The 15859-nt window shown below is 42.4% G+C and carries 18 protein-coding genes, 2 tRNA genes and 2 pseudogenes; 12 read left to right on the forward strand and 10 right to left on the reverse strand.

The genetic code is table 11. The annotated features are described in order from the left end of the window. The first annotated feature begins 274 nt into the window (after positions 1-274). Positions 275-841 carry a tyrosine-type recombinase/integrase gene (locus tag CBI30_RS02510; protein WP_088526732.1) on the forward strand — a complete coding sequence of 189 codons (567 nt, stop codon included), beginning with the start codon at positions 275-277 and terminating at the stop codon, positions 839-841. Between the two features lie 24 nt (positions 842-865). On the opposite strand, the gene CBI30_RS02515 is transcribed toward CBI30_RS02510, so the two are convergent. Continuing rightward, positions 866-1813, reverse strand: a complete 948-nt coding sequence (locus CBI30_RS02515) for a hypothetical protein (protein ID WP_088526733.1) — start codon at positions 1811-1813, stop codon at positions 866-868. Positions 1814-1954: 141 nt separating this feature from the next. On the opposite strand from CBI30_RS02515, the gene CBI30_RS02520 reads away from it, so the two are divergent. Together CBI30_RS02520 and CBI30_RS02525 are read left to right on the forward strand one after the other, a co-directional pair. Further along, positions 1955-2917: a hypothetical protein gene (locus CBI30_RS02520; protein ID WP_088526734.1), complete on the forward strand. Its 963-nt coding sequence runs from the start codon at positions 1955-1957 to the stop codon at positions 2915-2917. Between the two features lie 59 nt (positions 2918-2976). Further along, on the forward strand, positions 2977-3687 hold the full coding sequence (locus CBI30_RS02525; RefSeq protein WP_088526735.1) for an AAA family ATPase: 711 nt from the start codon (positions 2977-2979) through the stop codon (positions 3685-3687). A 57-nt stretch (positions 3688-3744) separates the two neighbouring features. Here the strand turns inward: CBI30_RS02525 and CBI30_RS02530 are convergent, their stop codons facing one another. Further along, entirely contained in the window at positions 3745-4194 is a 450-nt protein-coding gene (locus tag CBI30_RS02530; protein WP_088526736.1) for a hypothetical protein, read from the reverse strand. A 321-nt stretch (positions 4195-4515) separates the two neighbouring features. On the opposite strand from CBI30_RS02530, the gene CBI30_RS02535 reads away from it, so the two are divergent. The 4 genes from CBI30_RS02535 (at position 4516) to CBI30_RS02540 (ending at position 6114) form a co-directional block, all read left to right on the forward strand. Then, on the forward strand, positions 4516-4956 hold the full coding sequence (locus CBI30_RS02535; RefSeq protein ID WP_088526737.1) for a DUF6641 family protein: 441 nt from the start codon (positions 4516-4518) through the stop codon (positions 4954-4956). Between the two features lie 44 nt (positions 4957-5000). Continuing rightward, positions 5001-5153, forward strand: a complete 153-nt coding sequence (locus CBI30_RS11145) for a hypothetical protein (protein ID WP_169711235.1) — start codon at positions 5001-5003, stop codon at positions 5151-5153. Next, positions 5153-5308: a hypothetical protein gene (locus tag CBI30_RS11150; RefSeq protein ID WP_169711236.1), complete on the forward strand. Its 156-nt coding sequence runs from the start codon at positions 5153-5155 to the stop codon at positions 5306-5308. The genes CBI30_RS11145 and CBI30_RS11150 overlap by 1 nt, the downstream gene beginning before the upstream one ends. A 104-nt stretch (positions 5309-5412) precedes the next feature. After that, positions 5413-6114, forward strand: a complete 702-nt coding sequence (locus tag CBI30_RS02540; RefSeq protein ID WP_088526738.1) for a hypothetical protein — start codon at positions 5413-5415, stop codon at positions 6112-6114. 229 nt (positions 6115-6343) lie between these two features. On the opposite strand, the gene CBI30_RS02545 is transcribed toward CBI30_RS02540, so the two are convergent. From CBI30_RS02545 to petA, 6 genes and pseudogenes are all read right to left on the reverse strand, one after another. Further along, positions 6344-6419: transfer RNA gene (locus CBI30_RS02545), tRNA-Thr, on the reverse strand. A 75-nt stretch (positions 6420-6494) separates the two neighbouring features. Further along, positions 6495-6839, reverse strand: a pseudogene (locus CBI30_RS02550) (ClpXP protease specificity-enhancing factor); the annotation flags it as partial. A gap of 31 nt (positions 6840-6870) precedes the next feature. After that, positions 6871-7482 carry a glutathione S-transferase N-terminal domain-containing protein gene (locus CBI30_RS02555; RefSeq protein WP_088526740.1) on the reverse strand — a complete coding sequence of 204 codons (612 nt, stop codon included), beginning with the start codon at positions 7480-7482 and terminating at the stop codon, positions 6871-6873. Positions 7483-7561: 79 nt separating this feature from the next. Beyond that, positions 7562-8335 carry a cytochrome c1 gene (locus CBI30_RS02560; RefSeq protein WP_088526741.1) on the reverse strand — a complete coding sequence of 258 codons (774 nt, stop codon included), beginning with the start codon at positions 8333-8335 and terminating at the stop codon, positions 7562-7564. A gap of 26 nt (positions 8336-8361) precedes the next feature. After that, positions 8362-9762 carry a cytochrome b gene (locus CBI30_RS02565; RefSeq protein WP_088526742.1) on the reverse strand — a complete coding sequence of 467 codons (1401 nt, stop codon included), beginning with the start codon at positions 9760-9762 and terminating at the stop codon, positions 8362-8364. A 10-nt stretch (positions 9763-9772) separates the two neighbouring features. Next, a complete protein-coding gene (gene petA / locus CBI30_RS02570; RefSeq protein WP_088526743.1) occupies positions 9773-10375 on the reverse strand; it encodes a ubiquinol-cytochrome c reductase iron-sulfur subunit in 603 nt (200 codons plus the stop codon). 137 nt (positions 10376-10512) lie between these two features. Between petA and mscL the strand changes: the two genes are divergently transcribed. Further along, positions 10513-10935 (forward strand): large conductance mechanosensitive channel protein MscL, encoded by a 423-nt coding sequence (mscL, locus tag CBI30_RS02575; protein WP_088526744.1) that lies wholly within the window; start codon positions 10513-10515, stop codon positions 10933-10935. 306 nt (positions 10936-11241) lie between these two features. On the opposite strand, the gene CBI30_RS02580 is transcribed toward mscL, so the two are convergent. Next, the gene (locus tag CBI30_RS02580) at positions 11242-12423 is read right to left on the reverse strand and encodes a porin (RefSeq protein ID WP_088526745.1); all 1182 of its coding nucleotides are present in this window, start codon (positions 12421-12423) and stop codon (positions 11242-11244) included. Positions 12424-12524: 101 nt separating this feature from the next. Next, positions 12525-13787 carry a tyrosine-type recombinase/integrase gene (locus CBI30_RS02585; protein ID WP_206075523.1) on the reverse strand — a complete coding sequence of 421 codons (1263 nt, stop codon included), beginning with the start codon at positions 13785-13787 and terminating at the stop codon, positions 12525-12527. A 74-nt stretch (positions 13788-13861) separates the two neighbouring features. On the opposite strand from CBI30_RS02585, the gene CBI30_RS02590 reads away from it, so the two are divergent. From CBI30_RS02590 to CBI30_RS02600, 4 genes and pseudogenes are all read left to right on the forward strand, one after another. Further along, a tRNA-Thr gene (locus CBI30_RS02590) sits at positions 13862-13937 on the forward strand. A 90-nt stretch (positions 13938-14027) separates the two neighbouring features. Beyond that, positions 14028-14990: a tetratricopeptide repeat protein gene (locus CBI30_RS02595; RefSeq protein WP_088526746.1), complete on the forward strand. Its 963-nt coding sequence runs from the start codon at positions 14028-14030 to the stop codon at positions 14988-14990. 28 nt (positions 14991-15018) lie between these two features. Further along, a pseudogene (locus CBI30_RS11380) lies at positions 15019-15219 on the forward strand (O-linked N-acetylglucosamine transferase family protein); the annotation flags it as partial. A 39-nt stretch (positions 15220-15258) separates the two neighbouring features. Further along, positions 15259-15855 carry an O-linked N-acetylglucosamine transferase family protein gene (locus CBI30_RS02600; protein WP_338046835.1) on the forward strand — a complete coding sequence of 199 codons (597 nt, stop codon included), beginning with the start codon at positions 15259-15261 and terminating at the stop codon, positions 15853-15855. Positions 15856-15859 lie beyond the last annotated feature (4 nt).

Here is a 15859-nt window from a genome sequence, read left to right on the forward strand (position 1 = left end):
GCTATGTATTTGGCGCGCCAAATAGCTGTGCATCAGAGAACCCCTGTTTTAAGCTTGTAGCGTGGATTTGAGGTGTTTACTTAAATTCGTCGTCTTTATCCCACGATTTGAATAAATACTTTTAGCTCCACCAAAGATTATTGCTATTTTCTTTGGCGGAGCTAAATGCTAAGTCATTGATTCTTGGAAAGATTATTGATCACACATTTTGGTCGTCCTTTGGAGCAAAAGAATACAAACTGCATACACAGTTTTATTTATCTAAAGGACAAAAATGGCTCAAGCAAAAACACTCACCACAACTGAATTAGAACAAGTATTACGCTACATCAGCAGCACAACTTATGCAGAACGCAATCGCGCAATGTTGCTCATGGGGTATTGGGCAGGACTTCGCGTTAAAGAAATTGCCCAATTAAAAATGGGAGATGTATTAAATGAAGATGGCACGATCAAAAGCGAAATCCGTTTAAGTGCAGAGCAAACTAAAGGCAATGACGGCAGAACTGTGTTCTTGCCAGCAAAGCTAAAAGAAGAATTGACTGTGTATCTCAAAACTCGACATATAACCATGCCTGATATTCCCTTATTCCATACGTCTAAGCGTTTGGGCTGGACACCCAATACCTTATGTCAGCACTTCTTTTGGCTTTATAAGAAAGCGGGTATTGCGGGGGCTAGTAGCCACAGTGGTCGCAGGCAATTCATTACTACCTTGGCAAACAAGGGCATCTCTGTGCGTATTTTGGCTAGCTTAGCGGGACATAAGAGTATTGCTGTAACGCAGAAATACATTGATGTGAACGACGATATGAAAAGAGCGGCTGTAGAGTTGATATAACTGTTGTGCTGTCAAGAACGACAATTAGTTATACCAAGTGTAGCGAATCTCATTAGAGTTAATTTTATTCACGGCATCCAAAACTTTAGTGCCACTAAGCTGCGATGTTAAATCCAAGTCCCACCAAAGTTTTTCTAGCTCTGCGTGGGACTCCCTTTGTTTTTTGCTAAATCTATCTACTGGCAAAGTTTTTTTAAATACGGGATATTTACCCAGCTCTACATTCCCAATCAACATCTTGGCCTTGCCTATGTAGCGACTAACAGTAGCTCGCATACGATTTAATCGCTGGTGATGTAACTCAACATCCTCAGCCATCCCTTCATTACCTGGGCTTAATCGTAACGCCACACCAATACGATACAAGTCGCCTTTAGTTGAATATTTGTCTTTCGCTTGTTCTAGTGCGACTGGTTTCGCCATGACCTCTCTGTGAACACACCATATTTCATGCATTCTTTGTAGGGTGGGCAAGCGATACAACACGGGGTTAATGGGGAATTGAGATTGACTCATTTGTAATTTATTAGCAGGACGCATTGTTATGTGTTGCTTAAGAATGCGATTGATTTGACGGCTAATGGTTGCTTGGCTAAGGTCTAGTGGAATTTCCACCAATAACTTGTCATCCCGCGTTTCTGTGAGATTGCTTAAATCATCTACGATTTCTATGACCTTGGGAAGCTCCAGTTGTTCCCTAAAAATATAGGTGCCAGTGCGCTCATACCAAGTATCAAAGTCGCTTTTATAAATATCCCCAAACTTGCGATATAGCCAGCGCATTCCATCATCTATGGTGCGTGGATTGTTGGCGCTAGAGCTGGTTTGGCAAATGAGCCAGTAGTCCTTACTAAGTCGTAAATATTCCCACCACCAGCGCCTAACGCTAGTGCGGGCATAACTTAACTCTTCTTCAATTGTGCGGGAGTGCAGTCGTCCAATTCCCTTTTGAATGCCGCGAATATGCCTCATAAGCCAATTTCTATATAGGATTAACAGTATATGTCTATATTACACAATAAATCAGTTAATCGGGATAGTAGGGGTTGTGGGTAGCGAAACAAAACAAAAGCAACCCGCATATTACTAACCGTCATTAAAAGGAGAAACCTTATGACAACAGCAACTTTGGCAGTAAATGCAGTAAACCCTTCAATTAACTTGGCAGCTCTGAATGTGCCTGCAACTGTTGTCGTGTCAAACACGACACCTGCTGCTCAGCCTAGCGCATTTGAGCAATTGAAGTCTTTGGAGTCAGCCCGTATTGGCTGGGAAACAGTTGAGCTTGCTCAGTCTAATAATCGCTTATATAGCATTTTGAAGCAGGCTTACAGCTTTTATCTGGTGATGAAGCAAGACGCTGACAAAGAAGTGCGTAAAGCTAAGCTAGAGGCGATGGAGGCATTTATCGCTGACAAGGGCTATACCAATAGCTTTGGCGCCACAACACACGATATGACTCGTGTTGTTAAGTGTGTATTTGGCGTTGATCGTCGTCGTGTTTCAGCATATTCAATTGCTTTGCGTGAAGCATTGCGACAAGAGGTTGGAGCTGATGACTTGGTTGCATTTTTGCAAGAAAACGGTGGTGTTGAGCAAATTCGTATGGGTGGCACTAAGCCTTTATCAGCCACCAAGCGTGCTGAGCTTGTTAAAGCCGAAGTAAGCGAAGCAGTCATTAGTACAGTCAAGTTTGACGCTGCGCTTGTCAAAGCAAATGCAGACTGGGTGGACAAGCAAGTGGTGTTAGTAGCTACTTACTTGCCTACTGGCGAATTTGAAGTGAACGCTGTAGTTCGTCACGATGGCGCTGTGAATACTGCCTTAGCGGCTTATTACACGCTGGCACAGGCTAAAAAGCGCGAAGAACTGAATGCGCTGAAAAAAGCAGAAGAAGAAGCCGCAAAAGTGCAAAAGTCAGAAGCGAAAGCAGAAGACAAGGTAGCTAAGCAAATTGCTAAGACTGCGCAAGAAATTGCAGAAAAAGCACAAGCAGTGAAAGCGACAGAAGCATTTAACAATGTTTTTGTCACAGAAACACAGGCTACAGAGCAACTGCAAGCTGAGTTTGCTTAATTAACCATTGGGGCTATGTATTTGCATAGCCCCTTTTTTAATCTTTTAAAGGAGGGACTATGTCCTTATTTGCACCCAGTTGTTTAGACGACTTTTTGATTAACAATGCGGCAGAGCGTGAAGTGCTGGAGCTCATTCTTGCTCGTAAATTGCCATTTCCGTTTAATGGCAAAAGTGGCATCTTGCTGCATGGCACTTATGGCACTGGCAAAAGCACATTGGGCTTTTTATGGCCTAGATTGCTTGAAACAGCCTATGCAGGTAACTATCCACAATCTAGCCCAATTGGGCAAATGCAAGTGGTAGAAGATGCTATACCTGAGATATTTCGTTGTGGTGGGGGCATGAGTATTACCAATATTGTTGGCACGATCAATAAATGTAATTCTCGCTCTGCATGGCACCACCATTCAAGAAGTGATTATTTTGTGCTGGACGAGGTAGATAAGCTCACTAATGGTGCGCAGCAGTCACTTAAATCCACCATGGATTTGCCGCGAAGCTTTTTTATCTTCACGACCAATTATCTTGACCGTATTGACGATGGCATTATCAATCGTAGCTTTTTGATTGAAATGAACCAGTCGGCAGATGCTAATGCTTATGTCTTAATAGGACAAAGCATCCTGCAGAAGATGTCCCTTGTTTCCACTGCATTGCCTGTAGCGGCTATTACGGCGATTGCAAATAAAGCAAAAGGCTCTTTGAGAACTTTTGCTAGTGATGTGATGATTGCAGGCGTGAAGTTGGGTGGAATATTGCCAAAATAAGTTGTTGTAAATGCCATAGCCACTGTCGTGTGCATCACGACAGTGGTTTTTTCTCAATCACCAGCTGGCTAATTCACTATTAGTTGCTAAGAGTTCAGCAATATTCTTTCCAGCAATAGCTCTACAAGGTTTAGCCGTGAGTTTCCAGCTATCCTCTACTTCTGCCTCACCATCTAATACACATAGTATTAATTCATTAGTTTTCATATTTAAAGTGCCAAAGCCATAGACGGATGTTTTAGTCTTTGTTGCCAAGTCATAACGCACTATCCAGCTAACCAGCGTGTCCTTATCTACTTCGTTACGAACTTGATTGACTATTTCTAGTTGATTTTCTTTGGCCAAAAACTCCCAATGCTCATAAGTATAAAAATCCAAGACATATTTGACTTTAGGGTTCTTAATGTCTGCGGTGGCATTAAATAGAGCTTGATGGCGAACACCTTTAGCGTAGGTTGTGCCGTATTTGGCATTCTGAAACAAACGAACTGCGATTTCTTTCTGCATATTGATTTCTCCTTATTGGTTGCAGTGAGTGGCGCAGTTAGTTGCGTAGAAGTTGCAGATCTCAAAAGAGAGGTTGCTTGTTTCGGGTTTCGTAGTTACGAGTCAGAGTTACTCATTTGTCCCAAGTAGTAACTCATTCGCAACTTATTTCTATAGCCACTCATTCGCAACTCACTTCGCCACTCACACTTATTTAGCTTTGCTAAAGGAAAACAAACAAAAATAGTGGCGATATTTGGTGGTTTTGGAAAAATTGAGGTCGACCAAATCCCAATTCAGGTAATAAATTAAATGTGCCCATTAACAAACAAGGAGAATTAAATGAGCGCATTGGAATCACTCAAGCTAACAACAGCTAAAAAACCTACCCATATCCCTGCAATCGTATTTCGTAGAAATAAACTTTCTAGCAAGTTGTGGGAGCAAATCCAGCTAGCCAAAAGTCATATAGACGGCACGCCATTTGTTGTGACTAAGTTCAAAAGCGTTAAAGATAAAGAAACTGGTTTACGCCGCCAAGTAGAAATCCCCAAGCGTATTCGCGAATGGTGGTTTAAGAATGAAGCTGGCAAAGTCTGCGTGTCAGTCAAATACGGCACTAAAGTGATTGAGCTTGCTAAAGGCAAGCACAGCGTTGAAGTAGATAGCGCACAAAACCTAGTGAAGGCGCTTGAGCTAGTGAAGCAGGCTGTAGAAGCAGGAGAGCTTGATACTCAAATTGAGTCCGCTAGCGGTGCATTGAAGCTAGGGTTTAAGAAGTAAGGCCTATAGGTGTCGTGTTAATCACGACACCCATAAATATCTATATGAAACAATTTAGAGCAACTGTTAGAGCAAGAGGGATGGTTGTAACCACTATCGTATTTGCTGAAAACACCAACTTCGCCACAAAAATACTCCAAGCCCAATTTGGCGCTGCGAATGTAATCAGTATTCCAACACAGATTGGGAATGGCTAATGAAGATCACAGAAGTCACAACACCAACGCCAGAGCAACAGCGAATCAAGGCCATGCAAGCACAGGTCAAGCGTTCTCAGGAAGCCGTTAAGGCTGAGCGAGCTAGGCAGAAGATAAAAGCTGGACAACAGCAACTTAGTCAAGTAAAAAACTAGTAATTCATTTAATAACAGTCGAGGTGTATTTTGAAGATTACTAAAGGCACGCCCCAAGCCATGGCATTTCTTGACTTCTTAAAAAAGAAGGCAATTTAACTGATGTGTATTCGCAGGAATTTTTTGATCGTCAGCCAACCTATGACGAAGATCCTGAAGCGCCATTTGACAAAAACGGCATGGAATACATTGAAGAGCTTGAGGCAGATCCAAGTGAAAATGCAAAACCCAAGAATCACCTTCTGTTTATATTTTTAGATGAATACAAAAGGGATTTAATTAATAAGTTATTGATTATATGTTCTTCGCTTGTTAAGCATTTTGATGGTCTTCACAAGCCCGATTTCATTATTCTTAATCTCTATACAAAACAGATGCTGTGCGTAGGATTTGGTAGAAAAAATCGCATATTTGCGTATGACCCTATGTATGAGCCATTAATAGACTTCTTTGGGCTTACGGGTAGCGGGCGTGATAGCAAATATCTCGACAGGTTTATGGAGCATGATTGTTATGAGGCTGTGAGAGATTTTGCACAGGCTTTAGCGACATTAAGCGAAGCGATGTTTGATTGGGATCACTTGCCCCACAATCCTGAAATGCTAGAAATTGCATTGGATGAAGGCGCTAAATCTGATGATCTCTATTATGTTGAAGACGATGAGGATGGCTATACCAAAGAAGATTTGGAAGGCTATATAGAGGAATATGCGGATGCCCAAAGGCGTCAAGATGAGGCAATGAAGGTAATTCGTATATTTTTCCCAGCTCACGATTGGTGGGAATTGAATACTGGAGATTATTAATGTCTTTAGAGCAAAGAACTTTCAGATGTCTGCCAGCTACTAAATGTTGAGCAGCATCAACTTTTGCAAAGTATTTTTCTCTTGACGAACTATTGGTTTATTTCTTAAATTTAAAGAATATAAATTTTTGGAGAAGATAATGAATGCTTTTTTGCTTACACAGCGCTTACACAGCGAAAGAAGTCAATTTACACTTTGCAATAAATCGGGCTTAGAAGCTTTACAGGGCTGGTGCCCCTTGTCCGACTCGAACAGACCACCTACTGATTACAAATCAGTTGCTCTACCAGATGAGCTAAAGGGGCAACGGATAGTATTTTAACCTATTTCACAATCGTCAAGGAAGGTCTAGTGACCTTTGGCTTCTCAACAGCATCAAGGCTGACTTCTTTGACCTTATTAGCCTGACTAGCATCAAATGGGAAAGACATGCCTTGGCCATTTTCTCGGGCATAGATTGCTAGGACATGGCTTACAGGAACCATAATTTTCCTTGGAACCCCGCCAAATCTTGCCTGAAAGCTGATCCAGTCATTATCTAGATTCAGCTGGTGACAGGCCTCTATTGAGAGATTGAGAACAATTTCATCGTTCTTTACAAACTCCATGGGCACCTCAACACTGGAATCAACAAAGACTGCCAGGAAAGGCGTAAAGCCAAAATCCGTACACCACTGATGTAGCGCACGGATTAGGTAGGGCTTATTGCTTGGAATATCAGACATGCTTATCTTGCCAGCCTGAGTAATGAGCCGCTTAGCGACGCATTACCTTTTCTGATGGAGTCAAAGCCTCAATATAAGCAGGTCTGCTAAAAATACGCTCAGCATACTTTAAGAGAGGAGCTGCATTACGCGAGAGGTCAATGCCGTAATGTTCCAAACGCCACAATAAAGGAGCAATTGCTACATCAAGCATAGAGAACTCTTCGCCCAACATGTACTTGTTCTTCACAAAAATAGGCGCCAGCTGAGTTAAGCGATCGCGAATAGCTAAACGCGCTTTTTCATGAGACTTTTCTGCAGGCTTACCTTTTTCATTTTCCAAAGCAGCTACGTGGATAAATAGCTCTTTCTCAAAATTGAAGAGGAAGAGGCGTGCACGTGCGCGCGCAACAGGATCAGGCGGCATTAACTGTGGATGAGGAAAACGCTCATCAATGTACTCATTAATGATATTTGACTCATACAAAATCAAGTCGCGCTCAACCAAGATTGGAACTTGGCCATAAGGGTTCATCACCGAGATGTCTTCTGGCTTGTTAAACAAGTCCACATCACGGATCTCAAAGTCCATGCCTTTTTCAAAAAGCACCAAACGGCAGCGTTGCGAGAATGGGCAGTTTGTGCCCGAGTACAACACCATCATAAATTTATTTCCTTAAATATCTACTTCAATACAACAAACGCATAACTAAAGCGGCTTTATTTCAATTTACAACTTTGGCTTAGTGGATATCTTTCCAGTAAGCCTTATTCAAGCGCGAAGCCAATAGAGTGAAGATCGCCAAGAAGATCAGCACTATAACGCCCAGACGCTTACGCTCGAGTTGCACTGGCTCAGCCATCCAAGACATGAAGGCAACCAAGTCAGCGATATTGTCGTCATACTCTTGTGGCTTCATGTTTCCTGGAGTCAGTTGCTCGAAACCTACGAACACTTTTTCCATTCTGGCTTCATCATGTGGGTCTTTATGCTCTTCAAACTTCGCAGCACGCTCACCTTGTAGCTGCCAGAGAACATGTGGCATACCTACGTTTGGATATACCAAGTTATTCCAACCAGTTTGAGTAGCATCATCTTTATAGAAAGTGCGGAAATAGGTGTAAAGCCAATCAGTGCCACGCGCACGAGCTTCAACAGAGAGATCTGGTGGAGTCTTACCAAAGAACGCCTTACCTTCTTTTGGCGTCATCGAGATTGTCATCAGATCACCGACTTTAGCGTCATTCAAAATCAAATTGTCTTTGATCTGCTGATCGGTCAAGCCGATGTCGCGCAAGCGGTTGTAACGCATGCTTGATGCTGCATGGCAATTTAAACAATAATTCACAAATAACTTAGCGCCATTTTGCAATGAAGCATTATTGCTTACGCGATTAGGCGCCGTGTCCAATGGAAAACCGCCTTCATTAGCTTGGGCAGTTAAACTAAAACCAAGGGCAGCAACCACCACGGTTGCTTGGCAGAAGCCCGTCAAAGTTTGCAGAATTCGTTTCATACTAGTTCCTAATATCTCAGCGTGAATTAATGGGACTTAAAGGTGACGCGCGTTGGAACTGGCTTGAAGGTACCAAGCTTGCTCCAAAACGGCATTGCCAAGAAGAAGCCCAGATAATAAATAGTGCAAATCTGAGAAATTTTTTCAAATACGGGTGATGGTGGTTGGATGCCCAAATAACCCAAAATCACAAAGCTCACCACAAATACACCATAAATATATTTATGGAACTGTGGACGATAGCGAATGGATTTCACTGGGGAATGATCTAACCAAGGCAGGAAGAACATAATCACAACAGAACCGCCCATGATCACAACCCCCCAGAACTTCGCATCAAATGCGTAGAAGCCAACAGCCAAAATGAGGGCAATCGCTGCGCAAGCACCCTTCACCTTAATGTCTTTAGTGCTGATCGCAAACATTCCTAAAATCACTGCTAAGAAAATCCATAACGGCAATAAGAAGTTAGTCGTTGTCGCCCGCAACATTGAGTAGAACGGTGTGAAGTACCAAACCGGCGCAATGTGCGTTGGGGTTACAAATGGATTGGCTGGTATGAAGTTATTTGCCTCTAGGAAATATCCACCCATCTCAGGAGCGAAGAATACGACACAAGCAAATACCATCAGGAACCCGCCCAAATACATGACATCGTGAACGCTGTAATAAGGATGGAATGGAATGCCGTCAACAGGATGACCGCTAGCATCAAGCGTATCTTTAATTTCCACGCCATCTGGATTATTTGAGCCTACTTCATGCAAGGCAAGAATGTGCGCCACTACCAAACCAATCAATACCAATGGAATCGCGATCACATGGAATGCAAAGAAACGATTGAGAGTTGCATCACCGACTACATAGTCGCCACGTAACCATAAAGAAAGATCTGGGCCAATCAATGGGATTGCAGAGAACAAGTTCACGATAACCTGAGCACCCCAGTAAGACATTTGACCCCAAGGGAGCAAGTATCCAAAGAAAGCCTCGCCCATCAGGCACAAAAAGATGGCACAACCGAAAATCCAAATCAATTCGCGTGGCTTACGATATGAACCGTAGATCAATCCGCGGAACATGTGCATATAAACCACCACGAAGAACATGGAGGCGCCGGTTGAGTGCATGTAGCGAATCAACCAGCCCCATGGCACTTCACGCATGATGTACTCAACAGATTCAAAAGCCTTAGCAGCATCAGGCTTGTAGTTCATTGTCAAGAAAATGCCAGTAACAATTTGCATTGCCAAAACGACAATAGCTAATGCGCCAAAGATATAGAAGAAGTTGAGGTTTTTAGGAGCGTAATACTCGCTCATATGCCGTTTAAAAGCTTCTGTAACAGGCAAACGTGAGTCAACCCATGCCATTAGCTTTTGGGCTCCTGAAGCGTCTGCTGGAACTTCTTTTTCGTGAAATGCCATTTATCTCTCCTTAGGCCTTCTTATCATCGCCAACCAGAATCTTGGTATCGCTCAAATACATATGTGGCGGCACTTCAAGGTTATCTGGGGCTGGTTTGTTCTTAAATACACGGCCTGCCATATCAAATGTAGAGCCATGGCATGGGCAAAGGAAGCCTCCTGGCCAACTAGTTGGCAAAGATGGTTGAGGACCTGACTCAAATTTGGCTGTAGGAGAGCACCCTAGGTGAGTACAAATACCCACCACAACCAAGTACTCAGGCTTAATCGAGCGCCATTGATTTTGAGCGTAGGGTGGGGTAAATTGGGCTGGATCCCTCAAAGAATCAGGATCTGCGAGCTCGGAGTCAATTTTAGAGAGCTCTGCAACCTGTTCAGAGGTACGACGCACCACCCAAACCGGCTTACCGCGCCACTCAACCATACGCATCTCATCTGGCTGCATACCAGTAATATCGATTTCAACGGCAGCTCCAGCGGCTTTAGCACGCTCAGAAGGCTCAAAACTATTCACAAAAGGGTAAAGGGCTGCGGCTGCACCAACGCCGCCAACCGCTGAAGTAGCGATCAACCAATTACGGCGATCCTTGTCCATACAGGGCTTGTCACTCATTTACAAAATTCCTTGGAAGAGCATTTATAGGTGGAAATTGCTTAAAGGTAGGATTTTAAAGTAAAAAGTGGGGTATGCAACAAAGTTATAGGGTTAATCTTGAGTTAATCTTAATCTTAGAGAAAAGGAAAGTCTTTATGGCAGTTTTAAAGGAATTTAGGGACTTTGCGGTTAAGGGTAATGTCATTGATTTAGCTGTGGGCGTCATTATTGGCGGAGCCTTTGGAAAGATTGTTGATTCTCTGGTCAACGACATTGTGATGCCAGTCATTTCAACTCTTTTAGGGGGCCATATTGACTTCACCAACCTATTTCTTGTGCTTGGCAAGATTCCTGAAGGGGTTCCTAGAACTTTTGATGCCCTTAAAAAGGCGGGCATCCCCGTCTTTGCCTATGGGAACTTCATCACTATTTCCATCAATTTTATCCTCTTGGCCTTTGTAATCTTCCAAATGGTCAAAGTGGTGAATAAAGTTCGGCTAATGGACGCTCCACCTGCTCCGCAAACACCAGAAGATATTGTCTTGCTAAGAGAGATTAGGGATAGTCTAAAGAAATAAATTTTATTTCTAGGCTTGAATGCCCATTTACACCCTTCTGCCCGAAAGGGTGCCTAGCTAACCTCCGTTAGGCTGACATACAAGCGGCATTTCCCACATGGGTTTACCTTGACTGTAATCGCAAGAAATGCCGATTGGTGAGGATGTGCTGGCTAAACAGCCCGCTAACGTGAGGATCAATAAGACTGTTGAAATGTATTTCACCACCATCCACCTTTGAAAAGATTAAGAAAAAACCCACCATGTTTCCATGATGGGTTAATTTAATACCAATCTAATCATCAACTAGCTTACGCTAGCAATAAATTAGAAAGTGTGACGTACGCCGATTGCATATTGGCTAGCTGCAGCAGAACCATTAATGCCACCCAATGAAACTACGTTTGAAGTCTGAGATTTACCGTAGATTGCATACAAGTTTGTACGCTTGCTCAACAAGTAGTTAGAACCCAACTGCCATGCGTTCATGTTAGCTGTTGGCTCACCTGCGCCGTAGGCTGTGTAACGACCATTACCAAGGTTACCCCAAGCTTCGATTGTTGGTGTAATGAAACTACGAACACCAATCTGTTGACCTGAACGCGAAGCATAGTTGTTAGAGTTCAAAGTAGAGGTCGCCTTACGATTGATCCAGTTTGCATACGCCTTCAAGATACCAAAATCATATGTTGCAGCAACATATGTTTGGTTATCAGTTACGTTAGAGCCGTTATCGTTAGTATTGGTTGTAGGTACGATAGCAACAACGCTTGTATTTGTCTCATTTTTGAAAGACTGATACGCAGCAGTTACATACAATTTTTGCCATGTGTAATCAACGCCTAGACCCCAGCCACTGATGTTGTTTGTACCGCCAGCTGTATAGGTTGCCGCTACGTTGTTAGCACCAGTTTGAGTTTGGTCTTGATTCTTTTGTGAATAAATACCTTTAGCACTGAAACCAGCAAATTTCTCAGTGTTAAATGTGATCGCATTGTTTTGACGAACTGTATAAGCAGCTGTAGATGTGTCTACTGAGTTTGCTTTTGCTGGGTAAATGATGCTACCTACAACGTTGTTTTGCTGACCAGGATCAGTTGCGGCAACTGAAGTATGGATTGGTGTGTACTGAGTACCGATAGCAGCTTGACCCAAACCTTTTTTGCTCAAACCAACAAATGTTTGACGGTTAATCAAACCACTAGATGCTGTGCCTGATAAACGGTCTTCTTGTGGATAGAGTTGGAATTCAGCTGTGAAGAAACCAGCTAAGCCGCCGCCTAAATCTTCAGTACCTTTGAAGCCTAAGCGTGAAGTTGTTTCAGCTGATTGACCAAACTGAGCAGAAGTTGTCTTCTTGCTTCCTGCAGCATTGCTTGCTGGGAATGCTTTTGCATCAGCACCAGTAAAACCAACGTCCAAGATACCGTATACGGTTACTGAGGACTGAGCTTGAGCTGCGCCAGCAAATGCTGTCATTGCTGCAACTGCTAATAGCGATTTTTTCATTCTTTAAATCTCCATAAACTACAAGCGTGGAAATTTTGTTAGAAAAATTGCTATCAAGTTGTCGTGTTAAACACGACACTACGACCCATGCATTTTTTGAATCAAAAATTAATTTCTGCTTCTTGCAAAATAAATTGCTCTATTCGAATATGCCACTTTCTTAGAAGGTCAACAGGTCTTTGGCGGTAGTGTTTTTCAGCTATGGCACTTGGCTTATGTCCCATGATTTGTGCGCTAATTCCTGCGGGACATTCAACCCATTCAGCTAACGTCCCAAAAGAGCGTCGCAATCCGTGAATAGTAAGAAACGGTAGTTGAGCTCTACTTAGGGATTGGTCAAGAGCTATGCGAGGTTCTTTTAAGTAACCAGACTGAGATCTATGGCTTGCAAAGACATAGTCATTAATTTTGGGAAGAGAAGATAAAAGATGTTCAACATATGGAGTGAGAGAAATAATCCGTGTTCCTTGTACCTTATCGCGGATTATTGCTGTATGCCAAATTGTGTCTATATCGCTCCACTTTAAACTTGCCCATTCTTCTCGTCTTGCACCAGTCAACAATAGTGTTTGAAGATAGGCACTGATTGTTTGATTTTGTATATTTTTAATAGATTGAAACCAGACTTTTAATTGCTCTTTCTGTAAACAATCTCTTCTTGCTTTAGGTGCTGGCAGTTCTTGGCTTAATCTTTCGCATAAAGTCCTATCAACTATTAATGTTTTGTATTCAGAATGATCTGCTGCCCATCTAATAAATGCTTTTAACATTGCAAGTGCTAGACGAGTTTTTAGAGGTCTCGAATTTCTCTCTTTCTCTATCCAAGCAATTACCAGATCACGTGTAATTTGATTAAGAGGGAGATTAAGGATTGGCCTTAAAAACCCTGTCTCTTTAATGTTGGATTGGTTGCGACGTAACCCGCGAGTAATAAGCTCACCACCTTCTCTGGACATATCCACATGATCTAAGTAGTACCTGCGACTCCAGCGAGCCTCTTTCTGTTTTATATATTCAAGCCATATAGACAAGGCGGACTGTTCTTTTATAGATATAGTCATTATATTTTTGATGCGGGGGTCTATACCGCGATCAATCGAAACAGCCAATCGTCTGGCCTCTACCTGTGCTTCCTGAATGTTCCAAGCACCAAATTGGCCTATTGTTAACCTAACTGTCTTACCAGTTAATCGACTCTGCAGGATGAAGGATTTAACCCCGTTTTTCGTGATTCTCAAGCCTAAGCCAGGGGTTTTGGCGTCCCAAAAAATGCTTTGACCTTTTAGGGGTGGGGCAAGCCGCTCAAGTCGCTTAGTTGAGAAGCTAAATTTGCTTGGGGTTTTGCCCAGATTCTGTGTAAGCACTGTGTAAGCAAATTGCTTAAAAAAGAGGCTTTTTACCTTTGGAAATCGTGAAATAGGTTAAAATACTATCCGTTGCCCCTTTAGCTCATCTGGTAGAGCAACTGATTTGTAATCAGTAGGTGGTCTGTTCGAGTCGGACAAGGGGCACCAAAAAAATTCAAAGGATTTACAGGCATTGGCTGTAAATCCTTTTTTATTTTTTTATTCACCTAAGCTTCGCGAGTAAATTAAAATCTCCAAATGAATGCACAGGCTAGGTATTTAATGGGCTTAGCGGTTGAATATATCCAAAAAGGAAGTTTGGAGGATGCAGATCGATTGCTCAACCAAGCGCTTAAAATGGAGCCCAAGAATTCGGAGGCCCTAAGACTTCGTGGAATTATTTTGGCATTTAAGAAAATGTTGCCTGAGGCACTGAGGTTATTTGATCAATCAATCAAGGCTGACTCAAGAAATTGGCTTTCTTATAGCAACCGTGGCAATGTTTTGAAGGACCTTTATCAGCTTGATGAGGCTTTAAGGAGCTACAACAAAACAATATCCCTGCAACCAAATTACGCAGAGGTTTATAACAACAAAGGAAATGTACTTCTTGAACTCAATGAATTCCAAGAGTCTGTAGCATCCTACCGTAAGGCAATTACCCTTAATCCTACTTATGCTGATGCACATCATGGAATGGGCAATTCCTTGAAAAAAATCGGTAATCTTACAAAGGCGCTTGAAAGTTATGGGGTTGCAGCAAGCCTTAATCCTTTGGCTGGCCATATTGCATCATCGTATATTTCTACCAAAATGCAAATGTGCAGGTGGAATGGGTTACAAGATGAAATTAACTATCTATTACAGCTGGGATTAAATTCAGATGCAAAAATTCATCCCTTTCATTTATTATCAATTTGCAATGACCCCGCCTTATTGTCAACATTAACCGAGCAATATATGCTTGATGCTTATCCGGTTAAGGATGACTTAGGATTGATTGAGTACCCCAAAAAGGGCGAGCGGATTCGCATAGGATATTTTTCAGCTGATTTTCATGGCCACCCCGTCTCTCTGTTGGTTGCGGAAATGTTAGAGCTTCATGATCATACTAAGTTTGAGACTATTGGATTCTCAATGGGGCGCAGTCAGGCTGATGAAATGCGGCTACGGATGGAAGGGGCCTTTGATAGCTTTATCGACATAGCCCTAAAAAAATGACCGACAGGTAGCAGAGCTTGCGCGAGATCTAAAAATAGATATTGCCGTTGATCTAGGTGGGGTTACTGAAAATAATAGACCTGGAATATTTTCATACCGTGTAGCGCCAATTCAAATGAGTTATTTGGGTTATTTAGGAACAATGGGAGCTTCATACTACGACTATCTTATTGCTGATCAAATCATTATTCCGCCTTCCCAGCAAAGCGCGTACCGAGAAAAAATCATCTATTTACCAAGCTTTCAGGCAAATGATTCTCGCAGGCAGATTTCATCGAGAGTATTTTCAAGGAGCGATCTGGGTCTACCAGATGAAGGTTTTGTCTATTGCTGTTTCAATAATAATTATAAAATTACCCCCACCATTTTTGATAGCTGGGCAAAAATTTTACTGTCGGTAGAGGGCAGTGTTCTGTTGCTGTACGCTGACAATGAGGAAGTTAAAATAAATTTATCTCGAGAGATTGAGGTGCGGGGAGTTAGTGGTGACCGTCTAATTTTTGCAGGACGTTTATCTAGAGAGGAATATCTTGCCCGCTATCGGGCAGCTAACTTATTCCTTGATACGTCGCCTTACAATTCCGGCACAACTGCAAGTGATGCGTTATGGGCTGGCTTACCAGTGCTAACGTTCACTGGGAAATCTTTTTCTTCTCGGATGGGTGCCAGTATTCTACATGCCATTGGGATGCCTGAGTTAGTTGCAGATTCACAAAAAGCCTATGAATTACTTGCTATTGATTTGGGAAATAACCCAAAGAAGTTTGAGATAATTAAGGCTAAGTTGATTAAGAATCGTCTTGCAACGCCCTTATTTGATACTCAACTCTTTACCCGAAATTTAGAGAGGTCGTGGTTGGAGTAAGCGG

The sequence above is a fragment of the Polynucleobacter aenigmaticus genome, from assembly GCF_002206635.1.
GTDB classification, from domain to species: domain Bacteria; phylum Pseudomonadota; class Gammaproteobacteria; order Burkholderiales; family Burkholderiaceae; genus Polynucleobacter; species Polynucleobacter aenigmaticus.

What these genes read in the sequence shown, in the direction of transcription:
- CBI30_RS02510 (WP_088526732.1), top strand. Translation starts at nt 275, where the DNA reads ATGGCTCAAGCAAAAACACTCACCACAACTGAATTAGAACAAGTATTA.
- CBI30_RS02515 (WP_088526733.1), bottom strand. Translation starts at nt 1,813, where the DNA reads ATGAGGCATATTCGCGGCATTCAAAAGGGAATTGGACGACTGCACTCC.
- CBI30_RS02520 (WP_088526734.1), top strand. Translation starts at nt 1,955, where the DNA reads ATGACAACAGCAACTTTGGCAGTAAATGCAGTAAACCCTTCAATTAAC.
- CBI30_RS02525 (WP_088526735.1), top strand. Translation starts at nt 2,977, where the DNA reads ATGTCCTTATTTGCACCCAGTTGTTTAGACGACTTTTTGATTAACAAT.
- CBI30_RS02530 (WP_088526736.1), bottom strand. Translation starts at nt 4,194, where the DNA reads ATGCAGAAAGAAATCGCAGTTCGTTTGTTTCAGAATGCCAAATACGGC.
- CBI30_RS02535 (WP_088526737.1), top strand. Translation starts at nt 4,516, where the DNA reads ATGAGCGCATTGGAATCACTCAAGCTAACAACAGCTAAAAAACCTACC.
- CBI30_RS11145 (WP_169711235.1), top strand. Translation starts at nt 5,001, where the DNA reads ATGAAACAATTTAGAGCAACTGTTAGAGCAAGAGGGATGGTTGTAACC.
- CBI30_RS11150 (WP_169711236.1), top strand. Translation starts at nt 5,153, where the DNA reads ATGAAGATCACAGAAGTCACAACACCAACGCCAGAGCAACAGCGAATC.
- CBI30_RS02555 (WP_088526740.1), bottom strand. Translation starts at nt 7,482, where the DNA reads ATGATGGTGTTGTACTCGGGCACAAACTGCCCATTCTCGCAACGCTGC.
- CBI30_RS02560 (WP_088526741.1), bottom strand. Translation starts at nt 8,335, where the DNA reads ATGAAACGAATTCTGCAAACTTTGACGGGCTTCTGCCAAGCAACCGTG.
- CBI30_RS02565 (WP_088526742.1), bottom strand. Translation starts at nt 9,762, where the DNA reads ATGGCATTTCACGAAAAAGAAGTTCCAGCAGACGCTTCAGGAGCCCAA.
- petA (WP_088526743.1), bottom strand. Translation starts at nt 10,375, where the DNA reads ATGAGTGACAAGCCCTGTATGGACAAGGATCGCCGTAATTGGTTGATC.
- mscL (WP_088526744.1), top strand. Translation starts at nt 10,513, where the DNA reads ATGGCAGTTTTAAAGGAATTTAGGGACTTTGCGGTTAAGGGTAATGTC.
- CBI30_RS02580 (WP_088526745.1), bottom strand. Translation starts at nt 12,423, where the DNA reads ATGAAAAAATCGCTATTAGCAGTTGCAGCAATGACAGCATTTGCTGGC.
- CBI30_RS02595 (WP_088526746.1), top strand. Translation starts at nt 14,028, where the DNA reads ATGAATGCACAGGCTAGGTATTTAATGGGCTTAGCGGTTGAATATATC.